Raw genomic sequence first — 22,949 nt, forward strand, 5'->3', positions numbered from 1 at the left:
GGCAGGGCTGGGGCGGGCGTCGCCGATGCTGCGCTTCCTGCTGCCCCGCCCCCTCCCGTGATGCTCCTGGGGTCTGTGAGATTCTGCGCCGACTTGTTATCGTTCGTCGCGGGTCGCCCACGCGACCGCTCATCAGCAGATCAGGGGAACACCATGCGCAGGCTCGTCTCAGCCGCGACCGTCGCCGCACTCACCGTCGCCGGGCTCGCGCTGCCCGTCGTCTCGATGCCCGTCGCGGCGGCGACACCGGTGACGCCCGAGGTTGTCAGCATGACGATCGACGGTGTTGACGCGCGCGCCGCGGCACAGCCGGGAGCGCTCGACGCGCCGCCCGAGGTGCGGACGGACGCCGCGACGGAACGGGCGGTCGCTCTCGAGGACGCGCTCGCACCGACGCCCGTCGAGGCCGTCCCCGAGCTCGTGCCGCTCGCTTCGGCGACGGATCCCGACCTGGCTGCGCTCACCCCGCTCACCCGGACCGAGCGGTTCACCGCCGTCGGCGTCACATGGGACGCGGCCTCGGCCGAGGAGGTCCTCGAGGTCACGGTACGCATCCGTGAGGGCGGCGCGTGGAGCGAGTGGGTCGCCCTGCCGGAGAGCGAAGCGGTCGCGACGTCGGACCGCGCGGGGACGGAGCCGCTCGTCTCCGCCGGTGCCGACGGTGTCCAGGCGCGCGTCCGGACCGCGTCGGGGAACGAGCCTGCCGGGGTGCGCCTCGACCTCGTCGACGCGGGCAGCTCGCCCGCTGACGCGTCGATCGGAGGCCCCGGCGCGCTCGCGACGGCATCGGCGGCGACCGCTTCCGTCCTGCGGCCACGGGTCGTCACCCGCGCGGAATGGGGCGCCGACGAGAAGCTGCGCCGCGCATGGACACCGCAGGACCAGTCGTCGCGGCTGGCCGCGATGTATGTCCACCACACCGTCAACCGCAACGACTACGCCCGGAAGGACGCCGCCAAGCTCGTCCGGAGCGTGTACGCGTACCACACGCAGTCGATGAAGTGGCCGGACATCGGCTACCAGTTCCTCGTCGACCGGTTCGGCACGCTCTACGAGGGACGCTACGGCGCGATCGACACGCTGCCGATCGGCGCCCAGGCGGGCGGCTACAACACGACGACGATCGGCGTCTCGGCAATCGGCAACTTTGAGAACCGTGACGACAACAAGAACGGCAAGGTCGACGGACCCTCGAAGGCGATGCTCGAGTCGATCGCGCAGCTCCTCGCGTGGAAGGCCTACGAGCACGGGCTCGACCCGCGCGGGAAGGCCAAGCTCTACACGGGCACGAGCACGAAGAGCGGGGTCCACGCGAAGCCGGGGGAGACGATCACGGTCAACGTCATCCAGGGCCATCGCGACACGAACATCACGGCGTGCCCCGGCAAGACGCTCTACGCCAAGCTCGGGTCGATCCGGACGCTCGTCGATGCGCTCGTCGACGTGGCCGTCGCCGCGCACGGCGCGGCGCAGCCGGTCCTGCCTGCGCCGGTGCCCGACGCGCACACCGCCCAGCAGAGCCCCGCACAGCTGACGACGCAGCAGGTCTACACATGGCAGCCGGTCGCGGGCGCGGTCGGCTACGAGCTGCTCGAGCGTCCCGCGTCGCACGGCAACGCGTTCGCTGACGCGCGCGGCTGGCGCACGATCGCGACGGTGAAGAACCCGCGGGCGACGCTCACCGTGAGCCCCGGCGTCAATCGCCTCGTCGTCGTGCGCGCGGTGTCCGCCACGGGGGAGCGCGGCGCGATGACCGACCTCGTGAGGGCGACGCGACCCGTCTCGCAGTCTGCGCTGACGTTCTCAGCAAGCTGGAAGAAGCAGCCGTCCGACGGTGCGGTCGACGGTGCGCTGCGGGCGACGACCGGCAAGGGGGCGACTCTCAAGGTGTCGTCCGTCAGGGATGCGCGCCGGATCGTGCTCGTCGGAGAGGAAGGCCCGGGCAACGGGAGGGTGAGCGTCTCCGTCGGCTCGATCGTCGTCGGCGAGGTGAGCTGGGCGGCGGACGCTCTTGCGTCGGCCGCTGTGCGGGTCGTCGACCTGCCCGCGGCGGTCTCGGGGACGGTGACGGTGCGGACGCTCGACAGCGGCACTCGCGTCGCGCTGACGTCGCTCGCGTTCCCACGCTGGGAGTCGACGGGCACGGCGCCGGGTGACGGCGGCGGGCCTGGCGGCCCGACGGGTCCCGCGCCGACCCCGACGCCGCCGCCTGCCCCGGCGGCACCCGCGACCCCCAAGCTCCGCGCTCCGGGTGCGACGGTCGCCCCGGTGCGGCTCTCGTCGACGGCGACGCTCCGCTGGAGCGCCGCGCCGCGTGCGACGAGCTATGAGGTGCACGTCCGCACCGCGTCGCACGGGGGGAAGCTCGGTGCCTGGCGCGTCGCGAAGCGGACGACGTCGCGTGCGTACACGCTCAAGCTTGGCTACGGACGCACCGCCGAGGTCGGGATCGTCGCTGTCGGCGACGGGGGCCGCTCGGCACGCGCGGTCTTCCCGAAGATCACGCGGCACGTCTCGCCGGGCACGGTGCAGCGGTCGACGGGCGCGGCACGCTGGAAGACCGTCCGTGACGCGCGGTACCTGCGCGGCGTCGCGTGGACGACGTCGGCGAAGAGCGCGCGGCTGCGCGTGAAGAAGTCCAAGGACGTCCGCACGATCCAGGTAACGGCTGCGAGCGGGCGTGGCCATGGCCGGTTCGCCGTCTACGCAGGGTCAAAGCGCGTCGCGACGTTCTCGACCGCGTCGAGCCGGACGAAGCATCTCGTGCGGTACACGGTGAAGCTCTCGAAGCCCTTCTCGGGGACGGTGACGGTCAAGACCCTCGACCGTCGTCCGGTGCGGGTGAGCGCGGTGACGACCGCACGTTGAGCGTGCGGCGAGCTGCGTTCGCGGGTGTCGTGCGTCACCGCGGTCCGGGCCACCCGTGCTGGTAGGCTTGACCTCGCCGTTCGAACGGCCGCGGACAGAGAGTGCCCGGAGGATCAGCCCCGGCGCGCCGCGCAACGAGCTTATTACTAGGAGAATCGTGCCCCTCGACAAGGCCACCAAGCAGTCCATCATGTCCGAGTACGCGACCCACGAGGGCGACACCGGTTCCCCCGAGGTCCAGATCGCGATGCTCACGCAGCGCATCAAGGACCTCACGGAGCACCTCAAGGAGCACAAGCACGACCACCACAGCCGTCGTGGCCTGCTCCTCCTCGTCGGCCAGCGTCGTCGCCTCCTCGGCTACCTCCAGAAGGTCGACATCGCGCGCTACCGCAGCCTCATCGAGCGCCTCGGCCTGCGCCGCTGACACTTCCGAGCCAGCCCGGACCCCTTGGGTCCGGGCTGGCTCGGTGTCACCACCCGCGCCGGCCGCCCGGCCGCCGCACCCACCAGCACCACCCCGCCCCGGCAACCTCGTCCGGTCCTCGGTAGTGGCCCCCGTCACCGCAGCAGCGTTGCGTGGGCCTCGATCGAAGACCGTGGGGTCCGGGGCCGAACGAGAGGAGGGCACCCCATGGAGGGTCCCGAGATCCAGTTCGCCGAGGCCGTGATCGACAACGGTCGCTTCGGCACCCGCACCGTCCGTTTCGAGACGGGCCGCCTGGCCAAGCAGGCCGCCGGCGCCGTCGTCGCCTACCTTGACGGCGACACCATGCTCCTGTCGGCCACGACGGCCGGCAAGCACCCGAAGGACCACTTCGACTTCTTCCCCCTGACGATCGACGTCGAGGAGCGCCAGTACGCCGCGGGCAAGATCCCCGGCTCGTTCTTCCGTCGCGAGGGCCGCCCCTCGACCGAGGCCATCCTCGCGTGCCGCCTCGTCGACCGCCCGCTGCGCCCCCTGTTCGTCAAGGGCCTGCGCAACGAGGTCCAGGTCGTCCTCACCGTCATGGCGATCCACCCGGACGACTCCTACGACACGCTCGCGATCAACGCCGCCTCGGCGTCGACGCAGCTCTCCGGCCTGCCGTTCTCGGGCCCCGTCGCCGGTGTGCGCATCGCGCTCGTCGACGGCCAGTGGGTCGCGTTCCCGCGCTACTCCGAGCGTGAGCGCGCGACGTTCGACATGGTCGTCGCGGGCCGCGTCGTCGGCGACGACGTCGCGATCGCGATGATCGAGGCCGAGGCCCCCGAGGCGTCGTGGAACCTCATCCACGACGAGGGTGCCGTCGCCCCGACCGAGGACGTCGTGGCCCAGGGCCTCGAGGCCTCGAAGCCTTTCATCAAGGTGCTCGTCGAGGCCCAGGTCGCGCTCGCGCAGGCCGCGGCCAAGGAGACCCAGGTCTTCCCGACGTTCCCCGACTACCAGGCCGACACCTACGCGGCCGTCGAGGCCGCGGCGACCGCAGCCCTCGGCGACGCGCTCTCGATCGCGGACAAGCAGGACCGCGAGAACCGCCTCGACGAGATCAAGGCGGAGATCGTCGCGCAGCTCTCGGGCGACTTCGAGGGGCGTGAGAAGGAGCTCTCGGCGGCGTTCCGCTCCGTGCAGAAGCAGCTCATCCGTCAGCGCATCCTCACGGACGGCTTCCGCATCGACGGTCGTGGCCTGCGGGACATCCGCACGCTCTCGGCCGAGGTCGAGGTCCTCCCGCGCGTTCACGGCTCGGCGCTCTTCGAGCGCGGCGAGACGCAGATCCTCGGTGTGACGACGCTCAACATGCTCCGCATGGAGCAGCAGCTCGACTCGCTCGCCCCCGAGACGCGCAAGCGCTACATGCACCACTACAACTTCCCGCCCTACTCGACTGGCGAGACCGGCCGCGTGGGCTCGCCCAAGCGCCGCGAGATCGGCCACGGCGCGCTCGCCGAGCGCGCGATCGTGCCGGTGCTCCCGAGCCGCGAGGAGTTCCCCTACGCGATCCGTCAGGTGTCCGAGGCTCTCGGCTCCAACGGCTCGACGTCGATGGGCTCCGTGTGCGCCGCGACCCTCTCGCTGCTCAACGCCGGTGTGCCGCTGCGCGCACCCGTTGCGGGCATCGCCATGGGCCTCGTCTCCGACACCGTCGACGGTGAGACCCGCTACGCGGCACTCACCGACATCCTCGGTGCCGAGGACGCGTTCGGCGACATGGACTTCAAGGTCGCCGGCACGCGGAAGTTCGTCACGGCCATCCAGCTCGACACGAAGCTCGACGGCATCCCCGCCGACGTGCTCATCGGTGCCCTCGCCCAGGCGAAGGAGGCTCGCCTCGCGATCCTCGACGTCATCGAGGAGGCCATCGACGTGCCGGACGAGATGTCGCCGTTCGCCCCGCGCGTCATCACGGTGAAGGTCCCCGTCGACAAGATCGGCGAGGTCATCGGCCCGAAGGGCAAGATGATCAACCAGATCCAGGACGAGACGGGCGCGGACATCTCGATCGAGGACGACGGCACCGTGTACATCGGTGCCACGGACGGCCCGTCGGCCGAGGCCGCCCGCGCGGCGATCAACGCGATCGCCAACCCGCACGTTCCCGAGATCGGTGAGCGCTTCGTCGGCACCGTCGTCAAGACGACGACGTTCGGCGCGTTCGTCTCGCTGTCGCCCGGCAAGGACGGTCTGCTGCACATCAGCCAGATCCGTCGTCTCGTCGGCGGCAAGCGTGTCGAGAACGTCGAGGACGTCCTCTCGATCGGCCAGAAGGTCCAGGTCGAGATCGGCGAGATCGACCCGCGCGGCAAGCTGTCGCTCCACGCGGTCGTCGAGGACGAGCCGGCAGGGGACGACGCCTGACGTGAGCTGGAACCTTCCTCTCACCCGCGCGGGTGAGCCGGGGAGCGAGCTGACCGCCGGGCAGGACGGCACCGTCATCCGACGGTCCGTCCTGCCCGGCGGTCTTCGCGTCCTCACCGAGTCCATGCCGGGCCAGCGCTCGGCGAGCATCGGCATGTGGGTCGGCGTCGGCTCCCGTGACGAGACGTCGGGCCACTTCGGCTCGACGCACTTCCTCGAGCACCTGCTCTTCAAGGGCACGGAGCGGCGTGACGCCATGTCGATCGCGGAGGCCTTCGACGAGGTCGGTGGCGAGGCCAACGCGGCGACCGCCAAGGAGAGCACGTGCTACTACGCGCGCGTGCTCGACCAGGACCTGCCCATGGCGGTCGACGTCATCATGGACATGATGACGTCGGCGCGGCTTGACGCCGACGAGCTCGAGACCGAGCGCGGTGTCATCCTCGAAGAGCTCGCCATGAATGACGACGACCCGACGGACGTCGTCCACGAGGAGTTCTCGAAGGCGGTCCTCGGCGACACGCCGCTCGGCCGCCCGATCGGCGGGACGCCGCAGGCGATCCGCGACGTCCCCCGGGACGCCGTGTGGGAGCACTATCGGTGGCACTACCGGCCGGAGACGCTCGTCGTCACGGCCGCGGGCAACGTCGACCACGACGAGCTGTGCCGTCAGGTGTCGGAGGCGGCGGTCGCCGGGGGCTGGACCCTCGCCGCGGGTGCCTCACCTCGTCCCCGACGCGGCGACGATCTTGACGATGTCGTGCTCCCGACGGAGCCCGCGCACGTCGAGATCTCGCGGCCCGTCGAGCAGGCGAACGTCGTGCTCGGCACCGTGGGCCTTCGGGCGTCCGACGAGCGCCGGTACGTCATGACGGTGCTCAACGCGACGCTCGGCGGCGGCATGTCGTCACGCCTGTTCCAGGAGATCCGGGAGAAGCGCGGTCTGGCGTACTCGACGTACTCCTTCGCGTCCGGCTACGCGGGCGCGGGGGTGTTCGGTCTCTACGCGGGCTGCGCGCCCTCGCGCGTCGACGAGGTGACGGAGCTGCTCGTCGCGGAGCTCGAGAAACTTGCCGACGGCGGCATCACGGAAGCCGAGCTCCGTCGCTCGCAAGGCCAGCTCCGCGGCGGGCTCGTCCTCGGCCTCGAGGACTCGGGTTCGCGCATGACGCGGCTCGGCAAGTCCGAGCTCACGTACGGTGAGCTCCTCTCGGTGGACGAGGCGCTTGAGCGCGTCCTGGCGGTGACGCGCGCTGACGTCCAGGCGCTCGCGCAAGAGCTCGCCTCACGTCCGCGCACGACGGTGAGGGTCGGGCCCTTCGGGGGCTGAGCTCCGCGCAGACCGCGATGGTTCGACGGGTCGGGGGCTGCTGCGACAGCATCCCCTGACCCGTCGCTCCGTGTCCGGCGCGGATGACGCGAGTCGTGGGACGCGACGGCGTCGGGCGCACTGCGGCGTCTAGGCTGACCTCGTGACTTCAACGATCAAGGTGGCGGTGCTCGGCGCCGCGGGCCGTATGGGGACCAACGTCTGCGCGGCCGTCGAGGGCGCTGCGGATCTCGAGCTCGTCGCGCGGCTGGACGCCGGTGACGACATCGCGGCCGGGCTCGCGGCGAGCGGCGCGGACGTCGTCGTCGACTTCACGGTGCCCTCCGTGACCGAGGCCAACGTCCATGCCGCAATCGACGCCGGCATGCACGTCGTCGTCGGGACGACGGGCTGGGACGACGACTCGCGCGGACGCGTCACGGACCATCTTGCGCGCAGGGCGGCCGAGGGCGTCGCCCTCGGTGTGCTCATCGCCCCGAACTTCGGCCTGTCCGCGGTTCTCGCGATGACGTTCGCGGCGAAGGCCGCGCGTTACTTCGAGTCCGTCGAGGTCGTCGAGCTCCACCACCCTGACAAGGTCGACGCTCCGAGCGGCACCGCGCGGCACACGGCGCGCGCGATCGCGGCCGCCCGTGCGGAGGCGGGCGTCGCGCCGAGCCCCGACGCGACCGAGGACGGCTGGGAGGCGCGCGGCATGGACGTCGACGGCGTGCGCGTCCACGCGGTGCGCCTGCGTGGGCTCGTCGCGCACGAGGAGATCCTCCTCGGCAACGTCGGTGAGCAGCTCTCGATCCGTCAGGACTCCTTTGACCGGATGTCCTTCATGCCGGGCGTGCTGCTCGGCGTGCGCGAGGTCGGCGGTCGGCCTGGCCTCACCGTCGGCCTTGAGCACGTGCTCGATCTTTCCTGATGCGCAGGGGACTGCTGCCGGCGCTCGCCGTCACGGCGCTGCTCGCGATCTACGTGTGGGCGATCGCCGGGCGCGGCGTCGCGCTGCTGAATACGGGCGAGCCCGTGGGCATCGCGCTCGGCGCGGCCGTGCTCGCGATCCCGCTGCTCGTCATCTGGCTCATCTGGCGTGAGTGGTCGCTTGCGGCTCACGTCCAGCGCATGGCCGACGAGCTCGCGGCGTCGGACGAGCTGCCGGTCGACGACCTGCCGCGCTCACCGGGCGGGCGCATCGACCGTGCCGCGGCGGACGAGGCGTTCGCGCTCGCGCGCACGAAGGCGGAGGCAGCTCCTGAGGACTGGCGTGCCTGGTACCACCTCGCGTTCGCGTACGACGCGGCGGGCGACCGGCGTCGTGCCCGCGCGACGCTGCGTCACACCGCGAAGCTCCACGGGCGCGCGGCGGGCTGACCGTCCCGCGCGCTCGGGCGCGGCGGCCCCGGCCTCGGGGTCCGACCGTCAGAGAGTCGCGCTCCACCGGCTCTCGACGACCTCGCGCCCGCCGACGTCGAGCGTGCGACGGCGCCCGTCGGCCGCCATGCCAGCGCCTGAGAGGAAGTGCTCGCGGCCCTCGTCGCCCGCGAGGACCCACGCCGAGACCTCCTCGGCACCGTCCTGGCGCAGCCGGTCGACGGCCGCGGACAGCAGGCGTGAGCCGTGGCCCTTCCGACGCTCGTCGGGTGCGACCTCGAGGCCGGCAATGGCGCCGGGGGAGAGCGCGACGTAGCCGACGACGCGGGGGCCAGCGCACGCGACGAGCACCGCGAAGCCGGGGCCGGGCGGCGTGCCGACGGCGGCCGCCCACTGGGTCCGGAAGCCGTCGGGGTCGAGGCGGTCGAGGACGTCGGCGCCGAGGGCGCCGGCGTGCGTCGCTCGCCACGCGGCGATCTGGAGGTCGGCCATGGCGACCTCGTCGCCCGGCACGGCCGGGCGGACGGAGACGTCCGCGGTCGGGGAGAACAGACTCATGGGTCCAGTCTCTCCCGTCCGCGGACGTCCCGCCGACACGCGTGCGGCGTGCGCTGAGTCAGTGGGCCGCGGCCGCCGCGTTGGCCGCGCGCTGGTGCGCCGTGAGCGACATGCGGTCGATCCACGCGAGCGCGAGCGCCGAGACGACGAACGCGAGGTGGATGACGGTCTGCCAGAGCATGATCTCGCCCGTGATGCGGCCCGAGCTCGACTCGATGAACGTCCGCAGCAGGTGGACGGACGAGATGCCGATGATCGACATCGCGAGCTTGGTCTTGAGGACGTTGGCGTTGACGTGGCTCAGCCACTCGGGCTGGTCCGGGTGGCCGTCGAGACGCATGCGGGACACGAACGTCTCGTAGCCGCCGACGATCACCATGATGAGGAGGTTGGAGATCATGACGACGTCGACGAGGCCGAGCACCGCGAGCATGATCTCCTCGGCACCGAACGCGTGCTCGACGACCGCGTGCGTCACGGGGTCCTCGGTCGTGTGGACGCCCGTGAACCCGCCGACGATCAGGTGCCAGAGCTCCTTGAGGAACTGCCACACGTAGATGACCTGCGCGACGATGAGGCCGAGGTAGAGCGGGGCCTGCAGCCATCGGGAGGCGAAGATCATCGCGCCGAGCGACGAGCTGTAGCGCGGTCCGGCGAGGGTCGGGTCGGGCGTGGGGGTGCTGAGCTCGCTCATGGCGGCCTTCCGGTCGTCAGTCGTGGGAGGCATCAGGCTAGGTGCACCTACGTCGCGGCACGTCGGAGTGTGCACGATCCGGACGCGCCGGCGTCCCAGATCCCGGTCACATCGCGACGTAGACGGTCTCGAGGTACTCCTCGAGCCCTGCCTCGCCGCCCTCGCGGCCGAGACCTGACATCTTCACGCCACCGAAGGGCGCGCTCGCGTCGGAGACCATGCCGCGGTTGAGACCGATCATCCCCGCCTCGAGCTCGTCCGCGAGGCGCATCGCGGTGCTCAGATCGCGCGTGTGGGCATACGCGACGAGGCCCGCGTCGGTGTCGTTCGCGAGCGCGATGCCCTCGTCGAGGGTGCCGAAGCGGGTGACGGGCGCGACGGGACCGAAGATCTCCTCGCGGAGCACGACGCTGTCGGCGGGGACGTCCGCGAGCACCGTCGGCGCGAAGAAGTGGCCGGGGCCGCGCGGGGCGTCCCCACCGGTCGTCACGCGGGCACCGTCGGCGAGCGCGGCCGCGACGGTCTCGTCCATGCGGTCGACCGCGGATGCTTCGATGAGCGGGCCCACCTCGACGCCGTCGCGCGCCCCGGGGCCGACGCGCAGCCGCGCGAACGCCTCGGTGAGCCGGGCCGTGAGCTCGTCGGCGATGCCGGCCTGCGCGTAGATGCGGTTCGCGGCGACGCACGTCTGCCCGGAGTTGCGCATCTTCGCCTGGAGGAGGCTCGTCACGGCGAGATCGAGGTCCGCGTCGTCGCACACGAGGAACGGGGCGTTGCCGCCGAGCTCCATCGACGTGCGCAGGATGCCGCGGGAGGCACCCGCGAGGAGGGTGCGGCCGACGTCGGTCGAGCCCGTGAACGACAGCTTGCGCAGGCGGCGGTCGGCGAGCAGCGGCTCGGTGAGACGGCTCGCGCTCGTGCCCGTGACGACGTTGAGCACTCCGGTCGGAAGGTCGTGCGTCGCGAGCGTCGTGCGGACGATCTCGGCGACGAGCATCGTCGTGAGCGGCGTGAGGCGCGCGGGTTTGACGACAACGGTGCAGCCCGCGGCGAGCGCGGGCGCGATCTTGCGCGTCGCCATCGCGAGCGGGAAGTTCCACGGCGTGACGAGGAGCGAGGGGCCGACGGGTCGGCGCGAGACGATCTGCCGAACGCCGCCCGCGGGGGCCGTGCGCGTGAGGCCGCCCATGCGCACCGCCTGCTCGGCGTACCAGCGGACGTAGTCGGCGCCGTACGTGAGCTCGGCACGCGACTCCGCGAGCGGCTTGCCGCCCTCGGCGGTGATGAGAGCGGCGATCTCCTCGCCGCGCGCGAGCAGCGTGCGGTGGACGTCGGCCAGGACGTCGGCGCGGGCACGCGGCGAGGCGGCCCGCCACGCCGGGGCGGCGTCGGCCGCGGCGTCGAGCGCTGCGAGCCCGGTGGCGCCGTCCGCGTCGGCGACCTCGGCGAGGACGTCACCGGTCGCGGGGTCGTGCACCGCGAACGTGCTCGGGGCGGGAAGCCACGCGCCGCCGATGAGGGAGCCGGTGGGGAGATCGTGGGGGAGCTGCGTCGTTGGAGCCATGGGACCATCTTGCGCCTCGGGCGCTCGTCGCGCGCCGGAACCCTGGCGCGTGCAGCCGCCGCGCGCGCAGGCGCCTGCCCCGTGCGGCGCGCCGTGGACGTGCACGCGCTGTCGGGTCGCCATCCCGTACCGTGCCTCTATGGTCGACACGCAGTACGAGGATCTCCTGCGCGACGTGCTCGAGCACGGCACCCCCAAGGCGGACCGGACGGGCACGGGCACGCGCTCGGTCTTCGGCCGACAGCTGCGCTGGGACCTCGCGCAGGGTTTTCCGCTCGTCACGACGAAGCGCGTCCACGTGCGGTCGGTCGTCGGCGAGCTCCTGTGGTTCCTCCGGGGCGACTCGAACGTCCGCTGGCTCCAGGAGCACGGCATCCGGATCTGGAACGAGTGGGCGGACGCCGACGGTGAGCTCGGCCCGGTCTACGGCGTCCAGTGGCGTTCGTGGCCGACGCCCGACGGCGGGCACGTCGACCAGATCACGAAGGTGGTCGAGGACCTGCGCGCGAACCCCGACTCGCGCCGGCACATCGTCTCGGCGTGGAACGTCGCTGAGCTCGACAAGATGGCGCTCGCGCCGTGCCACGCGTTCTTCCAGTTCTACGTCGCGGACGGCCGGCTCTCATGCCAGCTCTACCAGCGCTCGGCAGACATGTTCCTCGGCGTGCCCTTCAACATCGCGTCGTACGCGCTGCTCACGCACATGGTCGCGCAGCAGGCGGGCTACGAGGTCGGGGACTTCGTGTGGACGGGCGGCGACGTCCACGTCTACGACAACCACCACGCGCAGGTGCGCGAGCAGCTGAGCCGTGAGCCGTTCCCGTTCCCGACGCTCGCGCTGCGCAAGGCTGCGTCGATCCTCGACTACACGTTCGACGACGTCGTCGTCGAGGGGTACAAGAACCACCCGGCGATCGCGGCGCAGGTGGCGGTGTGAGCGAGCGCGCGCCGGGCACGTGGCTCGGCATGATCTGGGCGCAGGACTCGAGCGGCGGCATCGGCATGGGCGGGACCCTGCCGTGGCACCTCCCGGAGGATCTCGCGTTCTTCCGCGAGCAGACGCGCGGGCACGCGGTCGTCATGGGGCGCAAGCAGTGGGAGTCGCTTCCCGAGCGTGTCCGACCGCTGCCGGGCCGCCGCAATATCGTCCTCACGCGCGACGCCTCGTACGAGGCTCCGGGAGCCGAGACGGTGCGCTCGCTCGCGGACGCGCTCGCCCGCGTCGCGGGGGAGCGCGCCTGGATCATCGGCGGCGGTCAGGTGTACGCCCAGGCCATCGACGACGCCGACGAGCTCGTCGTCACGACGATCGACGGTGACTACGACGTCGACGTCCACGCCCCCGTGATCGGGGAGGACTGGACGCTCGTCGCGCGCGAGCCCGGCGCGGGCTGGACGACTGCCGCGAACGGCATGCGCTATGCGGTCGAGCGTTACGAGCGCACCGGCGGCTGAGTCGGGGCCGTGCGCGCACAGCACGGCCCGGACGGAGCGCGGCTCGGCGGATCAGCGGTGCGCGGGCACCGCGTCGACGATCTCGCTCATCGTCACGAAGCGCATGCCGCGCTCTGTGAGCGTCCGCACGAGCCGCTCGACCGCGGCGTAGAGCGACTCGGCCGGAGTGCCACGTCCGTCGTGGCAGAGGATGACCATGCCGGGGCTCGCTGTCGCGAGATCCCGGTCGACCTTGGCCTCAGCGCCGTCGGTCGGCAGGTGGTGCGACCACAGGGCGACGTCGTAGTCGAGCTCGGCCGCCGCGTACAGTACGGGTGCGTCCATGCGCCCGTACGGCGGGCGCAGCCAGCGCGGGGTCGTGCCGGTGACGTCGACGAGCGCTTCGTGCGTGCGCGTGAGGTGGTCGAGGCACTCGGCCGCCTCGTAGCGTGTGAGGTCCGTGTGGTCCCAGCCGTGCGATCCGATCTCGTGACCGCCCTCGACGACCGCGCGGGCGATGCCCGGATGCTCGCGTGCTGCTGAGCCGTGCTGGAAGAACGTCGCCCGGGCGTCGTGCCGGGCGAGGATCTCGAGGACGAGCGGCGTCCAGCGAGGGTCGGGACCGTCGTCGAAGGTGAGCGCGACGAGCGGTTCGGCGCACCCCGCGCGCCACACGACACGGGACGCGCAGGCGGTCGTGCGTGTCTCGGGTCGCGGCGAGACGCGGTACGTGGGTGGGCGACGGTCGCTCCGCGCGGCTTGTGCGACGGAACCACCGACGGCGCCGAGCGCACCCACCGCCGCGACGGTCGCCATGCCGCGCAAGACCGCGCGGCGCCCCGGCGCCGTACCTCCGGTCGTGACCTCGTCGGCGTCGTCGACCGTGTCGTTCCCCTGCCCCATGTGTCGGATGCTAGCGGTCCGGGCACCGACCTGCCGGGACGTCTGGCACGTGGCACGTGCCGTGCGTCCGCAGGGCGCGCCCCGCACGCGCCATGGCGTCGTCTCGCGATAGGTTGGCCTCCATGACGCAGACCCCCGCGCGCCCGTTCGGCGCAGTGCTCACCGCGATGGTCACCCCGATGACGCCGGACGGCGCCGTCGACGTCGAGGCGGGGGTCGCGCTCGCGAAGCACCTCGTCGACCACGGGCACGACGGGCTCGTCGTCAACGGCACGACGGGCGAGTCGCCCACGACCCACGCCCCCGAGAAGGCCGAGCTCGTCGCAGCTGTCGTCGAGGCGGTCGGGGACCGTGCGCGGATCGTCGCGGGCGCGAGCTCGAACGACACGGCGCACGCTGTCCGCATGGCCGAGCAGTCCGCCGAGGCCGGCGCGCACGGCCTCCTCGTCGTCTCCCCGTACTACTCGCGTCCCTCGCAGGAGGGCGTCTACCGTCACACGCTCGCGGTCGCCGAGGCCACGGACGTCCCGGTCATGCTCTACGACGTCCCCGGGCGCACGGGTGTCCGCTTCGCGCCCGCGACGATCGCGCGCCTCGCCGAGCACGACAACGTCGTCGCCATGAAGGACGCGACAGGCGACATCTACGGGGCCTCGAAGCTCATCGCGTCGACCGGCCTCGCCTGGTACTGCGGTGATGACGCCCTCTACCCCGCCTACCTCGCGTACGGCGCGAGCGGCATCGTCTCCGTCGTCGGCCACGTCGTCGGCGACCAGCTCGCCGAGATCACGCGTGCGTTCGACGAGGGCGACCACGCGCGCGCCTGGTCGGTCTTCTCGACGATCACGGAGGCCATCGACGCCGTCAACGGCGCGGGCTTCCAGGCCGTCATGGCGAAGGCCGCGTGCGAGCTCCTGGGCCTCGTGCCCACCCGGACCCTCCGGCTGCCCCAGGTGGCAGCCACCGACGACGAGGTCGCCGTCGTCCGCGCCCACCTCGTGGCCGCGGGACTGCTCGACCCGTCCCACTGAAAGGCACCCCACATGAGCAACGCCCACCCCGAGCTTCCCGCGCCGCCGCCGCTCCCCGCCGGTGGCCTGCGGGTCGTCCCGCTCGGCGGGCTCGGCGAGGTCGGACGCAACATGTCCGTCCTCGAGTTCGACGGCAGGCTCCTCGTCATCGACTGCGGCGTCCTCTTCCCTGAGGACCACCAGCCGGGCGTCGACCTCATCCTCCCCGACTTCGAGTACATCGCCGACCGCCTCGACGACATCGAGGCGATCATCCTCACGCACGGGCACGAGGACCACATCGGTGGCGTGCCGTACCTCCTGCGCATGCGCCGCGACATCCCCGTCGTCGGGTCGCAGCTCACGCTCGCGTTCATCGAGGCCAAGCTCAAGGAGCACCGGATCACGCCCGTGACCTTCGCGGTCAAGGAGGGCCGGACGGAGTCCTTCGGTGCGTTTGAGTGCGAGTTCATCGCGGTCAACCACTCGATCCCTGACGCACTCGCCGTCGCCGTGACGACCCCCGCCGGCACCGTGCTCAACACGGGCGACTTCAAGATGGACCAGCTGCCGCTCGACGGCCGCATCACCGACCTGCGCGCGTTCGCCCGCCTCGGCGAGAAGGGTGTCGACCTCTTCATGGTCGACTCGACGAACGCCGAGGTCCCCGGGTTCGTCACGGGCGAGCAGGAGATCGGTCCGGTTCTCGAGGGCGTCTTCGACCAGTGCGACGGCCGGATCGTCGTCGCCTCGTTCGCGTCGCACGTCCACCGCGTCCAGCAGGTCCTCAACGCAGCGCACTCGCACGGGCGCAAGGTGGCGTTCGTCGGTCGCTCCATGGTCCGCAACATGGGGATCGCGTCCGAGCTCGGCTACCTCCACGTGCCCGACGGGCTGCTCGTCGACCTCAAGAAGATCGACGCGCTCCCGGACGACCAGGTCGTCCTCATGTGCACGGGCTCGCAGGGCGAGCCGATGGCTGCGCTCAGCCGCATCGCCAACCGCGACCACAAGGTGTCGGTCGGCCCGGGCGACACGGTGATCCTCGCGTCGTCGCTCATCCCGGGCAACGAGTCGTCGGTGTTCCGCGTCATCAACGGCCTCACCCGTCTCGGCGCGCGCGTCGTCCACTCGGGCAACGCCAAGGTGCACGTCTCGGGCCACGCGAGCGCGGGCGAGCTCATCTACTGCTACAACATCCTGCGCCCGCGCAACGTCATGCCGATCCACGGCGAGGTGCGTCACCTCGTCGCGAACGGCGCGCTCGCGGTCCGCACGGGTGTTCCGCCCGAGCGCGTCGTCCTCGCAGAGGACGGTTTTGTCATCGACCTCGTCGACGGCAAGGCGTCGATCGTCGGTGCCGTCCCGTGCGGCTACGTGTACGTCGACGGCTCGAGCGTCGGCGAGCTCACGGACGCCGAGCTCAAGGACCGTCGGATCCTTGGCGAGGAGGGCTTCATCTCGATCTTCGCGGTCATCGACTCCTCGACCGGCAAGATCGTCGCGGGACCCGAGATCCACGCGCGCGGCTTCGCCGAGGACGAGGCCGTGTTCGACGGGATCCTCCCGCAGCTTTCGGACTCCCTCGAGGAGGCGGCGGCGGGCGGCAACGTCGACACGCACCAGCTGCAGCAGGTCATGCGGCGTGTCGTCGGCCGGTTCGTCTCGAACCGCCTGCGTCGTCGTCCGATGATCGTCCCGGTCGTCGTCGAGGCCTGACCTCTGCATCGCTCTGACACCCCGGGACCCTGTGAGGGTCCCGGGGTGTCGTCGTCGGACCATGTGACGTTCTCGCGCCGCGCCGCTGCCGGGGTGTGTCGGCGGTCGTTGGTAGGTTCGGAACCATGGCGACACGTGGCTCCTCAGCACCTTCCGCGAAGCGCGGCACGACGACGGCGCGCAGCGCCGGTGCGTCGTCGCGCGGCTCGGGCGGCGCACGTTCGGGTAGCTCGTCGTCCAAGGGCTCGACGTCGGGTCGGCGCGCGCCGCAGCCCGAGCCGACGCAGCCCGCGCTCCCGCTGCGCATGGCGAAGGGCGCCTGGATGGGCACCGCGCACCTCGTCGGCGGCGGCTTCCGCAGCGTCGGCCGCGGCGCGCGCGACCTCGACCCGGCGCACCGCCGGGACGGCGTCGCGCTGCTCCTGCTCGCCCTCACCATCATCGTCGCGGGCCGCGAGTGGTTCGGGCTCGAGGGCTTCGTCATGGAGTGGGTGCACCTCGGGGTCGCCGGGCTCCTCGGCGTCGTCGGCGTGGTGCTTCCCGTCCTCCTCGGCTGGCTCGCAGTGCGCTTCATGCGCGCTCCGCAGGAGGGTGCCGAGACGAGCCGCAAGGCCATCGGTATCACCGCGATCCTCGTCGCCGTGTGCGGCATCGTCGCGATCTCGTCGGGCCGTCCCTCACCGAAGGACGGCTGGGTCGGGCTCCAGGAGGCCGGTGGCATCCTTGGCTACGCGGCCGGCAACTCGCTCGTCGCCGCCTTCAGCGCGTGGATCGCGGTGCCGGTGCTCGTGCTCCTCGCGTTCTTCGGGGTCCTCGTCCTCACCGCGACGCCCATCAACCAGATCGTCCCGCGCCTGCGGCAGCTCTTCGGGCACGCTCCGGCCACGGACGAGGACACCGGCGACGCGAGCCCGCTCGAGCTCGCCGAGGGTGTCTCGCGTCACGACGGCACCGATCCGACCGAGGCTGCGCCGCGTCGCAGGCGCTTCGGCCGCCGCAGGGACGACGACGCCGACGCGACGCCGACGACCACGCTCGCGGAGGGCGGCGAGGGCGTCCGTCCGTTCGACTCCGCCGCGATGCGCGAGGTCGAGCCGGGGGCGACCGACGTGACCGCGCTGCTCGGGCACGACGCGGCCGACGACGCACCGGCCGCGACCGCTCCGACAGCGCCCACCGCGCCGACGGTCCCGGCGACGGTGCCCGCCGCCGAACCCGCTCCCGAGCCCGCCGCGCCCCCGACGGCCGCCGTCCCGCACGGCGAGCAGCCCATGCTCGGCGGCGACATCGTCTACGTCCTTCCCAGCGAGGAGACGCTCCTCACCGGCCCGCCGCACAAGGTGCGGTCCGCCGCGAACGACCGCGTCGTCGAGTCGCTCTCGAACGTCTTCGAGCAGTTCGGCATCGACGCGAAGGTCACCGGCTTCTCGCGCGGCCCGACCGTGACGCGCTACGAGGTCGAGCTCGGCCTCGGCACGAAGGTCGAGAAGATCACCAACCTCTCGAAGAACATCGCGTACGCCGTCGCGAGCGCCGACGTCCGCATTCTCTCGCCGATCCCCGGCAAGTCCGCGATCGGCATCGAGATCCCCAACGCGGACCGCGAGACCGTCGTCCTCGGCGACGTCCTGCGCTCGTCGGTCGCGCGCCGCAGCGAGCACCCCATGATCATCGGCATCGGCAAGGACGTCGAGGGCGGGTACGTCGTCGCGAACCTTGCGAAGATGCCGCACATCCTCGTCGCCGGCGCGACGGGTGCGGGCAAGTCGAGCTTCGTCAACTCGATGATCGTGTCGCTGCTCATGCGCGCGACCCCTGACCAGGTGCGCATGGTGCTCGTCGACCCGAAGCGCGTCGAGCTGACGATCTACGAGGGCATCCCGCACCTCATCACGCCCATCATCACGAGCCCCAAGAAGGCGGCCGAGGCCCTCGAGTGGGTCGTGCGGGAGATGGACGCGCGGTACGACGATCTCGCGATGTTCGGCTACAAGCACATCGACGACTTCAACGCGGCGGTCCGTGCGGGCAGGGTCCAGCCTCTGCCCGGCTCCGAGCGCAAGATCGCCCCGTACCCGTACCTCCTCGTCGTCGTCGACGAGCTCGCGGACCTCATGATGGTCGCCCCGCGCGACGTCGAGGCGTCGATCCAGCGCATCACGCAGCTCGCCCGTGCGGCCGGCATTCACCTCGTGCTCGCGACGCAGCGCCCGTCCGTCGACGTCGTCACGGGCCTCATCAAGGCCAACGTCCCCTCGCGCCTCGCATTCGCGACGAGCTCGCTCACCGACTCGCGCGTCGTCCTCGACCAGCCGGGCGCCGAGAAGCTCATCGGCCAGGGTGACGCCCTCTTCATGCCGATGGGGGAGGCGAAGCCGGCGCGCGTCCAGGGCGCCTGGGTCGAGGAGAAGGAGATCGCGGCGGTCGTCGCGCACGTCAAGGAGCAGCTCAAGCCCGTCTACCGCGAGGACGTCACGGTGACGGCTGCGAAGAAGCAGATCGACGACGACATCGGTGACGACCTCGACGTCCTGCTCCAGGCGGCCGAGCTCGTCATCACGTCACAGTTCGGCTCGACGTCGATGCTCCAGCGCAAGCTCCGTGTCGGGTTCGCCAAGGCTGGCCGACTCATGGATCTGCTCGAGTCGCGCGAGATCGTCGGCCCGTCCGAGGGGTCCAAAGCCCGCGACGTCCTCGTGCAGCCCGAGGGGCTGCCTGCGGCGCTCGCGATGCTCCGTGGCGAGGACGCGCCCTCGGCCTCGGAGCCCGCGTTCGACCAGGAGGCTCCCGACGACAGGTACGCCGACGGCGTCGACTCCGGGCTACCGCCCGTCGCGCACGACTACGGCGACGGGGACGACGAGGACGGGTCCGAGGACGCCTGGTCGCTCACCGGCCGCTGAACGGCACCAGGATCACCGCTCGGAGCGTTCCTCGACCGTCACCGTCGCGGTCGACACCGTCGGCTCGCGCCGCTCGGGCGCCGACCCGTCGACGGCGTCGCGCACGTGCTTCTCACGCGCCGTGAGCGCACCGGCGGAGAGCCTTCCGGCCTTCGAGCCGTCGAGATCCGCGAACGCGTGGAGCCGGTGACCGTCGAGGCGGTCGACCGTGATGCCGACCCACTCGACACCCGTGACGCGGGCTGGGCCGTCCGCCGCATGGCGGACGTTCGCGAGCATGAGCAGCCCGTTCGACGTCTCGGCGATGCAGCAGTCCGAATCCTGGTTCGAGATCATGTTGCCGAGGCCGTAACCGACCCACATGCCGGAGTCGCCGGGGCCGCCGTCGAGATGCTCGAACGGCTGCGGGACGTGCGCGTGGTGACCGATGAGCAGATCGACCTCGCCCGAGCGCGCGAGCGCCGCGGCGAACGCCCGCTGCTCGTCGTTGGGCGCGGTGACGTACTCGTTCCCCGCATGCATCGACACGAGGACGACGTCGGCGCCGCGCTCGCGCTCAGCCTTCGCCGCCGCGATCATCGTGTCCGCGTCGAGCATCGTCACCGACCACGGCTTGTCGGCGTCGACGGGCATGCCGTTCGTCCCGTACGTGCCTGAGAGGTGCGCGACGACCGTCGTGCGTCCCTGCGAGTCGAGCGTGTAACGCTGCGCCTGCGACGACTCCTCCGCGGAACGCGCGGTGCCCACGTGGCCGAGACCCTCGGCGTCGAAGACGTCGAGCGTGCGCGCGAGCCCGGCGAATCCCTTGTCGACCGAGTGGTTCGACGCGGTCGAGCACCCGTCCCATCCCTGCGCCGCGAGGTCACGGACGAGCGCGGGCGTCGTGCCGAACATGGGGTAGCCCGACACCGGACGGCCCTCCGGCGCGACCGGGACCTCCATGTGGCACAGGGCGAGGTCTGCGCCCTGCACCCAGCTGTCGAGCCCGGCGAGCAGGGGGCGGAAGTCGTAGCCGTCGCCCGTACGGGCCGATCGCATCACGGGCGTGTGCGGCAGGACGTCACCCGCCGCGAGGATCGTGAGATCGACGTCGGGCGTCGGCGTCGGTGTGGGCTCGGCAGGCGGGGTCGTGGGCTGAGGTGCCGGCGACGCGACTGGGGCAGTCGGAACGGACGACGGGCCGTCCGGTCGCCCGCCGAGGAGGTCGGGGAAGACGACCGCCGCGGCCGTCCCGCTGGCGACGATGACCGCGACCGACGCCGCGACCACGGCCCACCGTCGGGGGCCTGCAGCATGAGCAGAACGGTTCTGGGCATGGCGCATCACACAGGGGAGACTACCGCCCGTCATGCTGGGTGCCAGCGCCTATCCTGTGAGGATGACGCAGAACTCCGGGAGCATGTGGCGGACGCAGTGGAACATCGCGAACGCGGTGACGGCGGCCCGCATCCTCATGGTTCCGTTCGTCGCCTGGGCGCTGCTCGTCGACGGCGGTGACTCAGCTCCCTGGCGCTGGGTCGCGACGGTCCTCTTCGTCGTCGCGGCCGCGACCGACAAGGTCGACGGGCATCTCGCGCGGAGCAGGGACCTCGTCACCGACCTCGGCAAGCTCCTCGATCCGATCGCCGACAAGGCGCTCATCGGTACTGCGCTCGTCGGCCTCTCGCTCCTCGGTGAGCTGTGGTGGTGGGTGACGATCATCATCCTCGTGCGGGAGCTCGGGATCACCGCCATGAGGCTGCTCGTCATGGATCGCTTCGTTCTCGCTGCGTCGCGCGGCGGCAAGCTCAAGACCGTCCTCCAGTCGGTCGCGCTCTCGATACTCCTCTTGCCGCGCGGCGTCCTTCCCGAGCTCGTCCACACCGCCGGCTACGCCGTCATGGGGCTCGCGGTCGTCGTCACGCTCGTCACGGGCCTCGACTACGCCGTGCGGACGCTGCGCAACCCCGTCGTGCGCGAGGGCCACGCATGACGATGCTCGCTGCCGCCGCCGACGCGCTCCTCGCCGTGGCACGCGAGCGGGGGCTCACCGTCGCTGTCGCCGAGTCGCTCACGGGCGGGATGCTCAGCAGCGCGCTCGTCGGCCCGCCCGGCGCCTCGGACGTCGTGCTCGGCGCCGTCGTCGCGTACGCGACGGACGTCAAGTCGACGGTGCTCGGCGTCGACGCGGCGCTGCTCGCCGAGCGAGGACCTGTCGACGCCGACGTCGCCGGGCAGATGGCGCTCGGTGTCGCCCGGCTCCTCAGCGCGCGCTGCGGTGTCGCGACCACCGGCGTCGCGGGTCCTGGCCCGCAGGACGGGAAGCCTGCGGGCCGCGTCCACGTCGCAGCGAGCCGCGACGACGTCGTCCGGACGCGCCAGCTCGACCTGCCCGGAGACCGCGCGGAGATCCGGGAGCGTGCCGCGCTCGCGGCGCTCGAGCTCCTTCACGAGATCGTCACCGGGTGAGTCGACGCCGACCGGGAACACCTGAGGCCCCGGAACAGTTGGACAAGGCATGGAGACATCGACACGTCCGGGACCGTCGGCCACGGGGGGAACGTCTCGCGCAGCACGCGGGACCGCCCGACGGCGCGAGCCTGTCCGTGGCTCGTTGTATCCTCACCAGACCGTGACGCAGCGGAGTGGAACGACGGAGAGGGGGCGCCAGATGATCGTCCTGCGACGAGAGATCGGTGATGTCCTGCGTGACGCGCGCCAGCGGCAGGGCCGAACCCTGCGCGAAGTGTCGTCCGCAGCACGTGTGTCGCTCGGCTACCTCAGCGAGGTCGAGCGTGGTCAGAAGGAAGCCTCCTCGGAGCTGCTCGGGTCGATCTGCGAGGCGCTCGACGTCCCGCTGTCGACCGTGCTCCGTGAGGTGAGCGACCGGGTTGCGGTCGCCGAAGGTTTGTTCGTCCCGGACACGGTCCCGGACGACTTCGCGAGCGCCGTCGTCCGGGTTCCGGCACGGCGCGAGCTCACACCGATCGGCTGACACCTGGCTGCGGTGCCTGGCACCGTGGGCAGAAGAAGATCGGACGTTCCTCGGGCGGCCTGCGGGCCTGCCGCACCGCGATCGCGGTGCGGCAGCGCACGCACGGCCGCCCGAGGCGTCCGTGCACCCGTGACTCGCGCGCCTCGAGACCGTGCATGACGGCGACCGTCATGTCGCGGCGCGCCGTGAGGAGGAGCGCCGCGAGCTCGTCAGCGTCGAGCGTGCCGACCGTCCGCCACGGGTCCGTGCGCCGCGCGAAGAGCGACTCCGCGGCGTAGATGGTGCCGATCCCCGCGACCCGCCGCTGGTCGAGGAGGGCCTCGGAGACGCTCACGCCCGGCCCGTCTCCCGCGTCCCGCAGCCGCAGAGCCGCCGCGCGGACGTCGAGGGCGTCCGCAAGGACGTCAGGACCGAGGTGACCGAGCAACCGACGCTCGTCACGCGACCGGACGACGTTGAGCATGCCGAGGTTCTCGCCGAGCGCCGTCCACCGCGCCGATGCGAGCACGGCCCTCACGCGGGGTGCGCGGCCCTCGGCCTCGGGCGAGCCGGTGCGGGCGACGTACCAGCGGCCCTCCATCCGCAGGTGCGCGTGGACCGTCCAGCCGTCCGTCGTCCTTACGAGGAGGTTCTTGCCGTACGCGACGACCTCCGCGACCTCCCGACCGGTGAGGTCGATGTCGCCGAGCCCACCCCACCGGAGCTCGGCCCGCACGAGGACCGCACCGCGCAGCGCGGCGTCGAGGCGGGCAGCCGTGAGCCGCAGGACATCACCCTCGGGCATCGCACGCTCC

At 71.8% G+C, this 22,949-nt stretch carries 20 protein-coding genes; 14 read left to right on the forward strand and 6 right to left on the reverse strand.

What is annotated here, in order from left to right; genetic code table 11:
- The first annotated feature begins 153 nt into the window (after positions 1 to 153).
- From IGS67_RS09110 to IGS67_RS09135, 6 genes are all read left to right on the forward strand, one after another.
- Positions 154 to 2,868 (forward strand): N-acetylmuramoyl-L-alanine amidase, encoded by a 2,715-nt coding sequence (locus tag IGS67_RS09110; protein WP_192279884.1) that lies wholly within the window; start codon positions 154 to 156, stop codon positions 2,866 to 2,868.
- Between the two features lie 157 nt (positions 2,869 to 3,025).
- A complete protein-coding gene (gene rpsO, locus IGS67_RS09115; RefSeq protein WP_102508980.1) occupies positions 3,026 to 3,295 on the forward strand; it encodes a 30S ribosomal protein S15 in 270 nt (89 codons plus the stop codon).
- 207 nt (positions 3,296 to 3,502) lie between these two features.
- Complete coding sequence (locus tag IGS67_RS09120; protein ID WP_192279886.1) at positions 3,503 to 5,707, forward strand: polyribonucleotide nucleotidyltransferase; 2,205 nt, start codon at positions 3,503 to 3,505, stop codon at positions 5,705 to 5,707.
- A gap of 1 nt (position 5,708) precedes the next feature.
- Entirely contained in the window at positions 5,709 to 7,037 is a 1,329-nt protein-coding gene (locus IGS67_RS09125; protein WP_192279888.1) for a M16 family metallopeptidase, read from the forward strand.
- 142 nt (positions 7,038 to 7,179) lie between these two features.
- Positions 7,180 to 7,947, forward strand: coding sequence for a 4-hydroxy-tetrahydrodipicolinate reductase (gene dapB / locus IGS67_RS09130; RefSeq protein ID WP_192279890.1), 768 nt, complete (start codon positions 7,180 to 7,182; stop codon positions 7,945 to 7,947).
- A complete protein-coding gene (locus tag IGS67_RS09135; protein WP_192279892.1) occupies positions 7,947 to 8,396 on the forward strand; it encodes a hypothetical protein in 450 nt (149 codons plus the stop codon). Before dapB ends, IGS67_RS09135 begins: the two co-directional genes overlap by 1 nt.
- A gap of 48 nt (positions 8,397 to 8,444) precedes the next feature.
- On the opposite strand, the gene IGS67_RS09140 is transcribed toward IGS67_RS09135, so the two are convergent.
- From IGS67_RS09140 to IGS67_RS09150, 3 genes are all read right to left on the reverse strand, one after another.
- A complete protein-coding gene (locus IGS67_RS09140) occupies positions 8,445 to 8,954 on the reverse strand; it encodes a GNAT family N-acetyltransferase (protein ID WP_192279894.1) in 510 nt (169 codons plus the stop codon).
- A gap of 58 nt (positions 8,955 to 9,012) precedes the next feature.
- Positions 9,013 to 9,681, reverse strand: a complete 669-nt coding sequence (locus IGS67_RS09145; RefSeq protein ID WP_235978047.1) for a TIGR00645 family protein — start codon at positions 9,679 to 9,681, stop codon at positions 9,013 to 9,015.
- A gap of 73 nt (positions 9,682 to 9,754) precedes the next feature.
- A complete protein-coding gene (locus IGS67_RS09150) occupies positions 9,755 to 11,212 on the reverse strand; it encodes an NAD-dependent succinate-semialdehyde dehydrogenase (protein ID WP_192279896.1) in 1,458 nt (485 codons plus the stop codon).
- Between the two features lie 139 nt (positions 11,213 to 11,351).
- Between IGS67_RS09150 and IGS67_RS09155 the strand changes: the two genes are divergently transcribed.
- Together IGS67_RS09155 and IGS67_RS09160 are read left to right on the forward strand one after the other, a co-directional pair.
- Entirely contained in the window at positions 11,352 to 12,149 is a 798-nt protein-coding gene (locus IGS67_RS09155) for a thymidylate synthase (protein ID WP_192279898.1), read from the forward strand.
- The gene (locus tag IGS67_RS09160; RefSeq protein WP_328742218.1) at positions 12,146 to 12,667 is read left to right on the forward strand and encodes a dihydrofolate reductase; all 522 of its coding nucleotides are present in this window, start codon (positions 12,146 to 12,148) and stop codon (positions 12,665 to 12,667) included. Before IGS67_RS09155 ends, IGS67_RS09160 begins: the two co-directional genes overlap by 4 nt.
- A 51-nt stretch (positions 12,668 to 12,718) precedes the next feature.
- Here IGS67_RS09160 and IGS67_RS09165 read toward each other — a convergent pair whose 3' ends face one another.
- Positions 12,719 to 13,549: a polysaccharide deacetylase family protein gene (locus IGS67_RS09165; RefSeq protein WP_210767203.1), complete on the reverse strand. Its 831-nt coding sequence runs from the start codon at positions 13,547 to 13,549 to the stop codon at positions 12,719 to 12,721.
- A gap of 122 nt (positions 13,550 to 13,671) precedes the next feature.
- Here IGS67_RS09165 and dapA point away from each other — a divergent pair, with 122 nt between their 5' ends.
- From dapA to IGS67_RS09180, 3 genes are all read left to right on the forward strand, one after another.
- Positions 13,672 to 14,580: a 4-hydroxy-tetrahydrodipicolinate synthase gene (gene dapA, locus IGS67_RS09170; protein ID WP_192279900.1), complete on the forward strand. Its 909-nt coding sequence runs from the start codon at positions 13,672 to 13,674 to the stop codon at positions 14,578 to 14,580.
- Between the two features lie 12 nt (positions 14,581 to 14,592).
- The gene (locus IGS67_RS09175) at positions 14,593 to 16,278 is read left to right on the forward strand and encodes a ribonuclease J (protein WP_192279902.1); all 1,686 of its coding nucleotides are present in this window, start codon (positions 14,593 to 14,595) and stop codon (positions 16,276 to 16,278) included.
- Positions 16,279 to 16,403: 125 nt separating this feature from the next.
- On the forward strand, positions 16,404 to 19,181 hold the full coding sequence (locus IGS67_RS09180; protein WP_192279904.1) for an FtsK/SpoIIIE family DNA translocase: 2,778 nt from the start codon (positions 16,404 to 16,406) through the stop codon (positions 19,179 to 19,181).
- 12 nt (positions 19,182 to 19,193) lie between these two features.
- On the opposite strand, the gene IGS67_RS09185 is transcribed toward IGS67_RS09180, so the two are convergent.
- Complete coding sequence (locus tag IGS67_RS09185; protein ID WP_328742223.1) at positions 19,194 to 20,450, reverse strand: CapA family protein; 1,257 nt, start codon at positions 20,448 to 20,450, stop codon at positions 19,194 to 19,196.
- A gap of 109 nt (positions 20,451 to 20,559) precedes the next feature.
- On the opposite strand from IGS67_RS09185, the gene pgsA reads away from it, so the two are divergent.
- The 3 genes from pgsA (at position 20,560) to IGS67_RS09200 (ending at position 22,155) form a co-directional block, all read left to right on the forward strand.
- Positions 20,560 to 21,153, forward strand: coding sequence for a CDP-diacylglycerol--glycerol-3-phosphate 3-phosphatidyltransferase (pgsA, locus tag IGS67_RS09190; RefSeq protein WP_235978048.1), 594 nt, complete (start codon positions 20,560 to 20,562; stop codon positions 21,151 to 21,153).
- Complete coding sequence (locus IGS67_RS09195) at positions 21,150 to 21,629, forward strand: CinA family protein (protein ID WP_192279906.1); 480 nt, start codon at positions 21,150 to 21,152, stop codon at positions 21,627 to 21,629. The genes pgsA and IGS67_RS09195 overlap by 4 nt, the downstream gene beginning before the upstream one ends.
- A 202-nt stretch (positions 21,630 to 21,831) precedes the next feature.
- Complete coding sequence (locus tag IGS67_RS09200; RefSeq protein WP_102508961.1) at positions 21,832 to 22,155, forward strand: helix-turn-helix domain-containing protein; 324 nt, start codon at positions 21,832 to 21,834, stop codon at positions 22,153 to 22,155.
- Here IGS67_RS09200 and IGS67_RS09205 read toward each other — a convergent pair.
- The gene (locus IGS67_RS09205; protein ID WP_192279908.1) at positions 22,139 to 22,939 is read right to left on the reverse strand and encodes a DNA-formamidopyrimidine glycosylase family protein; all 801 of its coding nucleotides are present in this window, start codon (positions 22,937 to 22,939) and stop codon (positions 22,139 to 22,141) included. The genes IGS67_RS09200 and IGS67_RS09205 overlap by 17 nt on opposite strands.
- Positions 22,940 to 22,949 lie beyond the last annotated feature (10 nt).

The sequence above is a fragment of the Flavimobilis rhizosphaerae genome (assembly GCF_014852685.1).
Taxonomy (GTDB): domain Bacteria; phylum Actinomycetota; class Actinomycetes; order Actinomycetales; family Cellulomonadaceae; genus Flavimobilis; species Flavimobilis rhizosphaerae.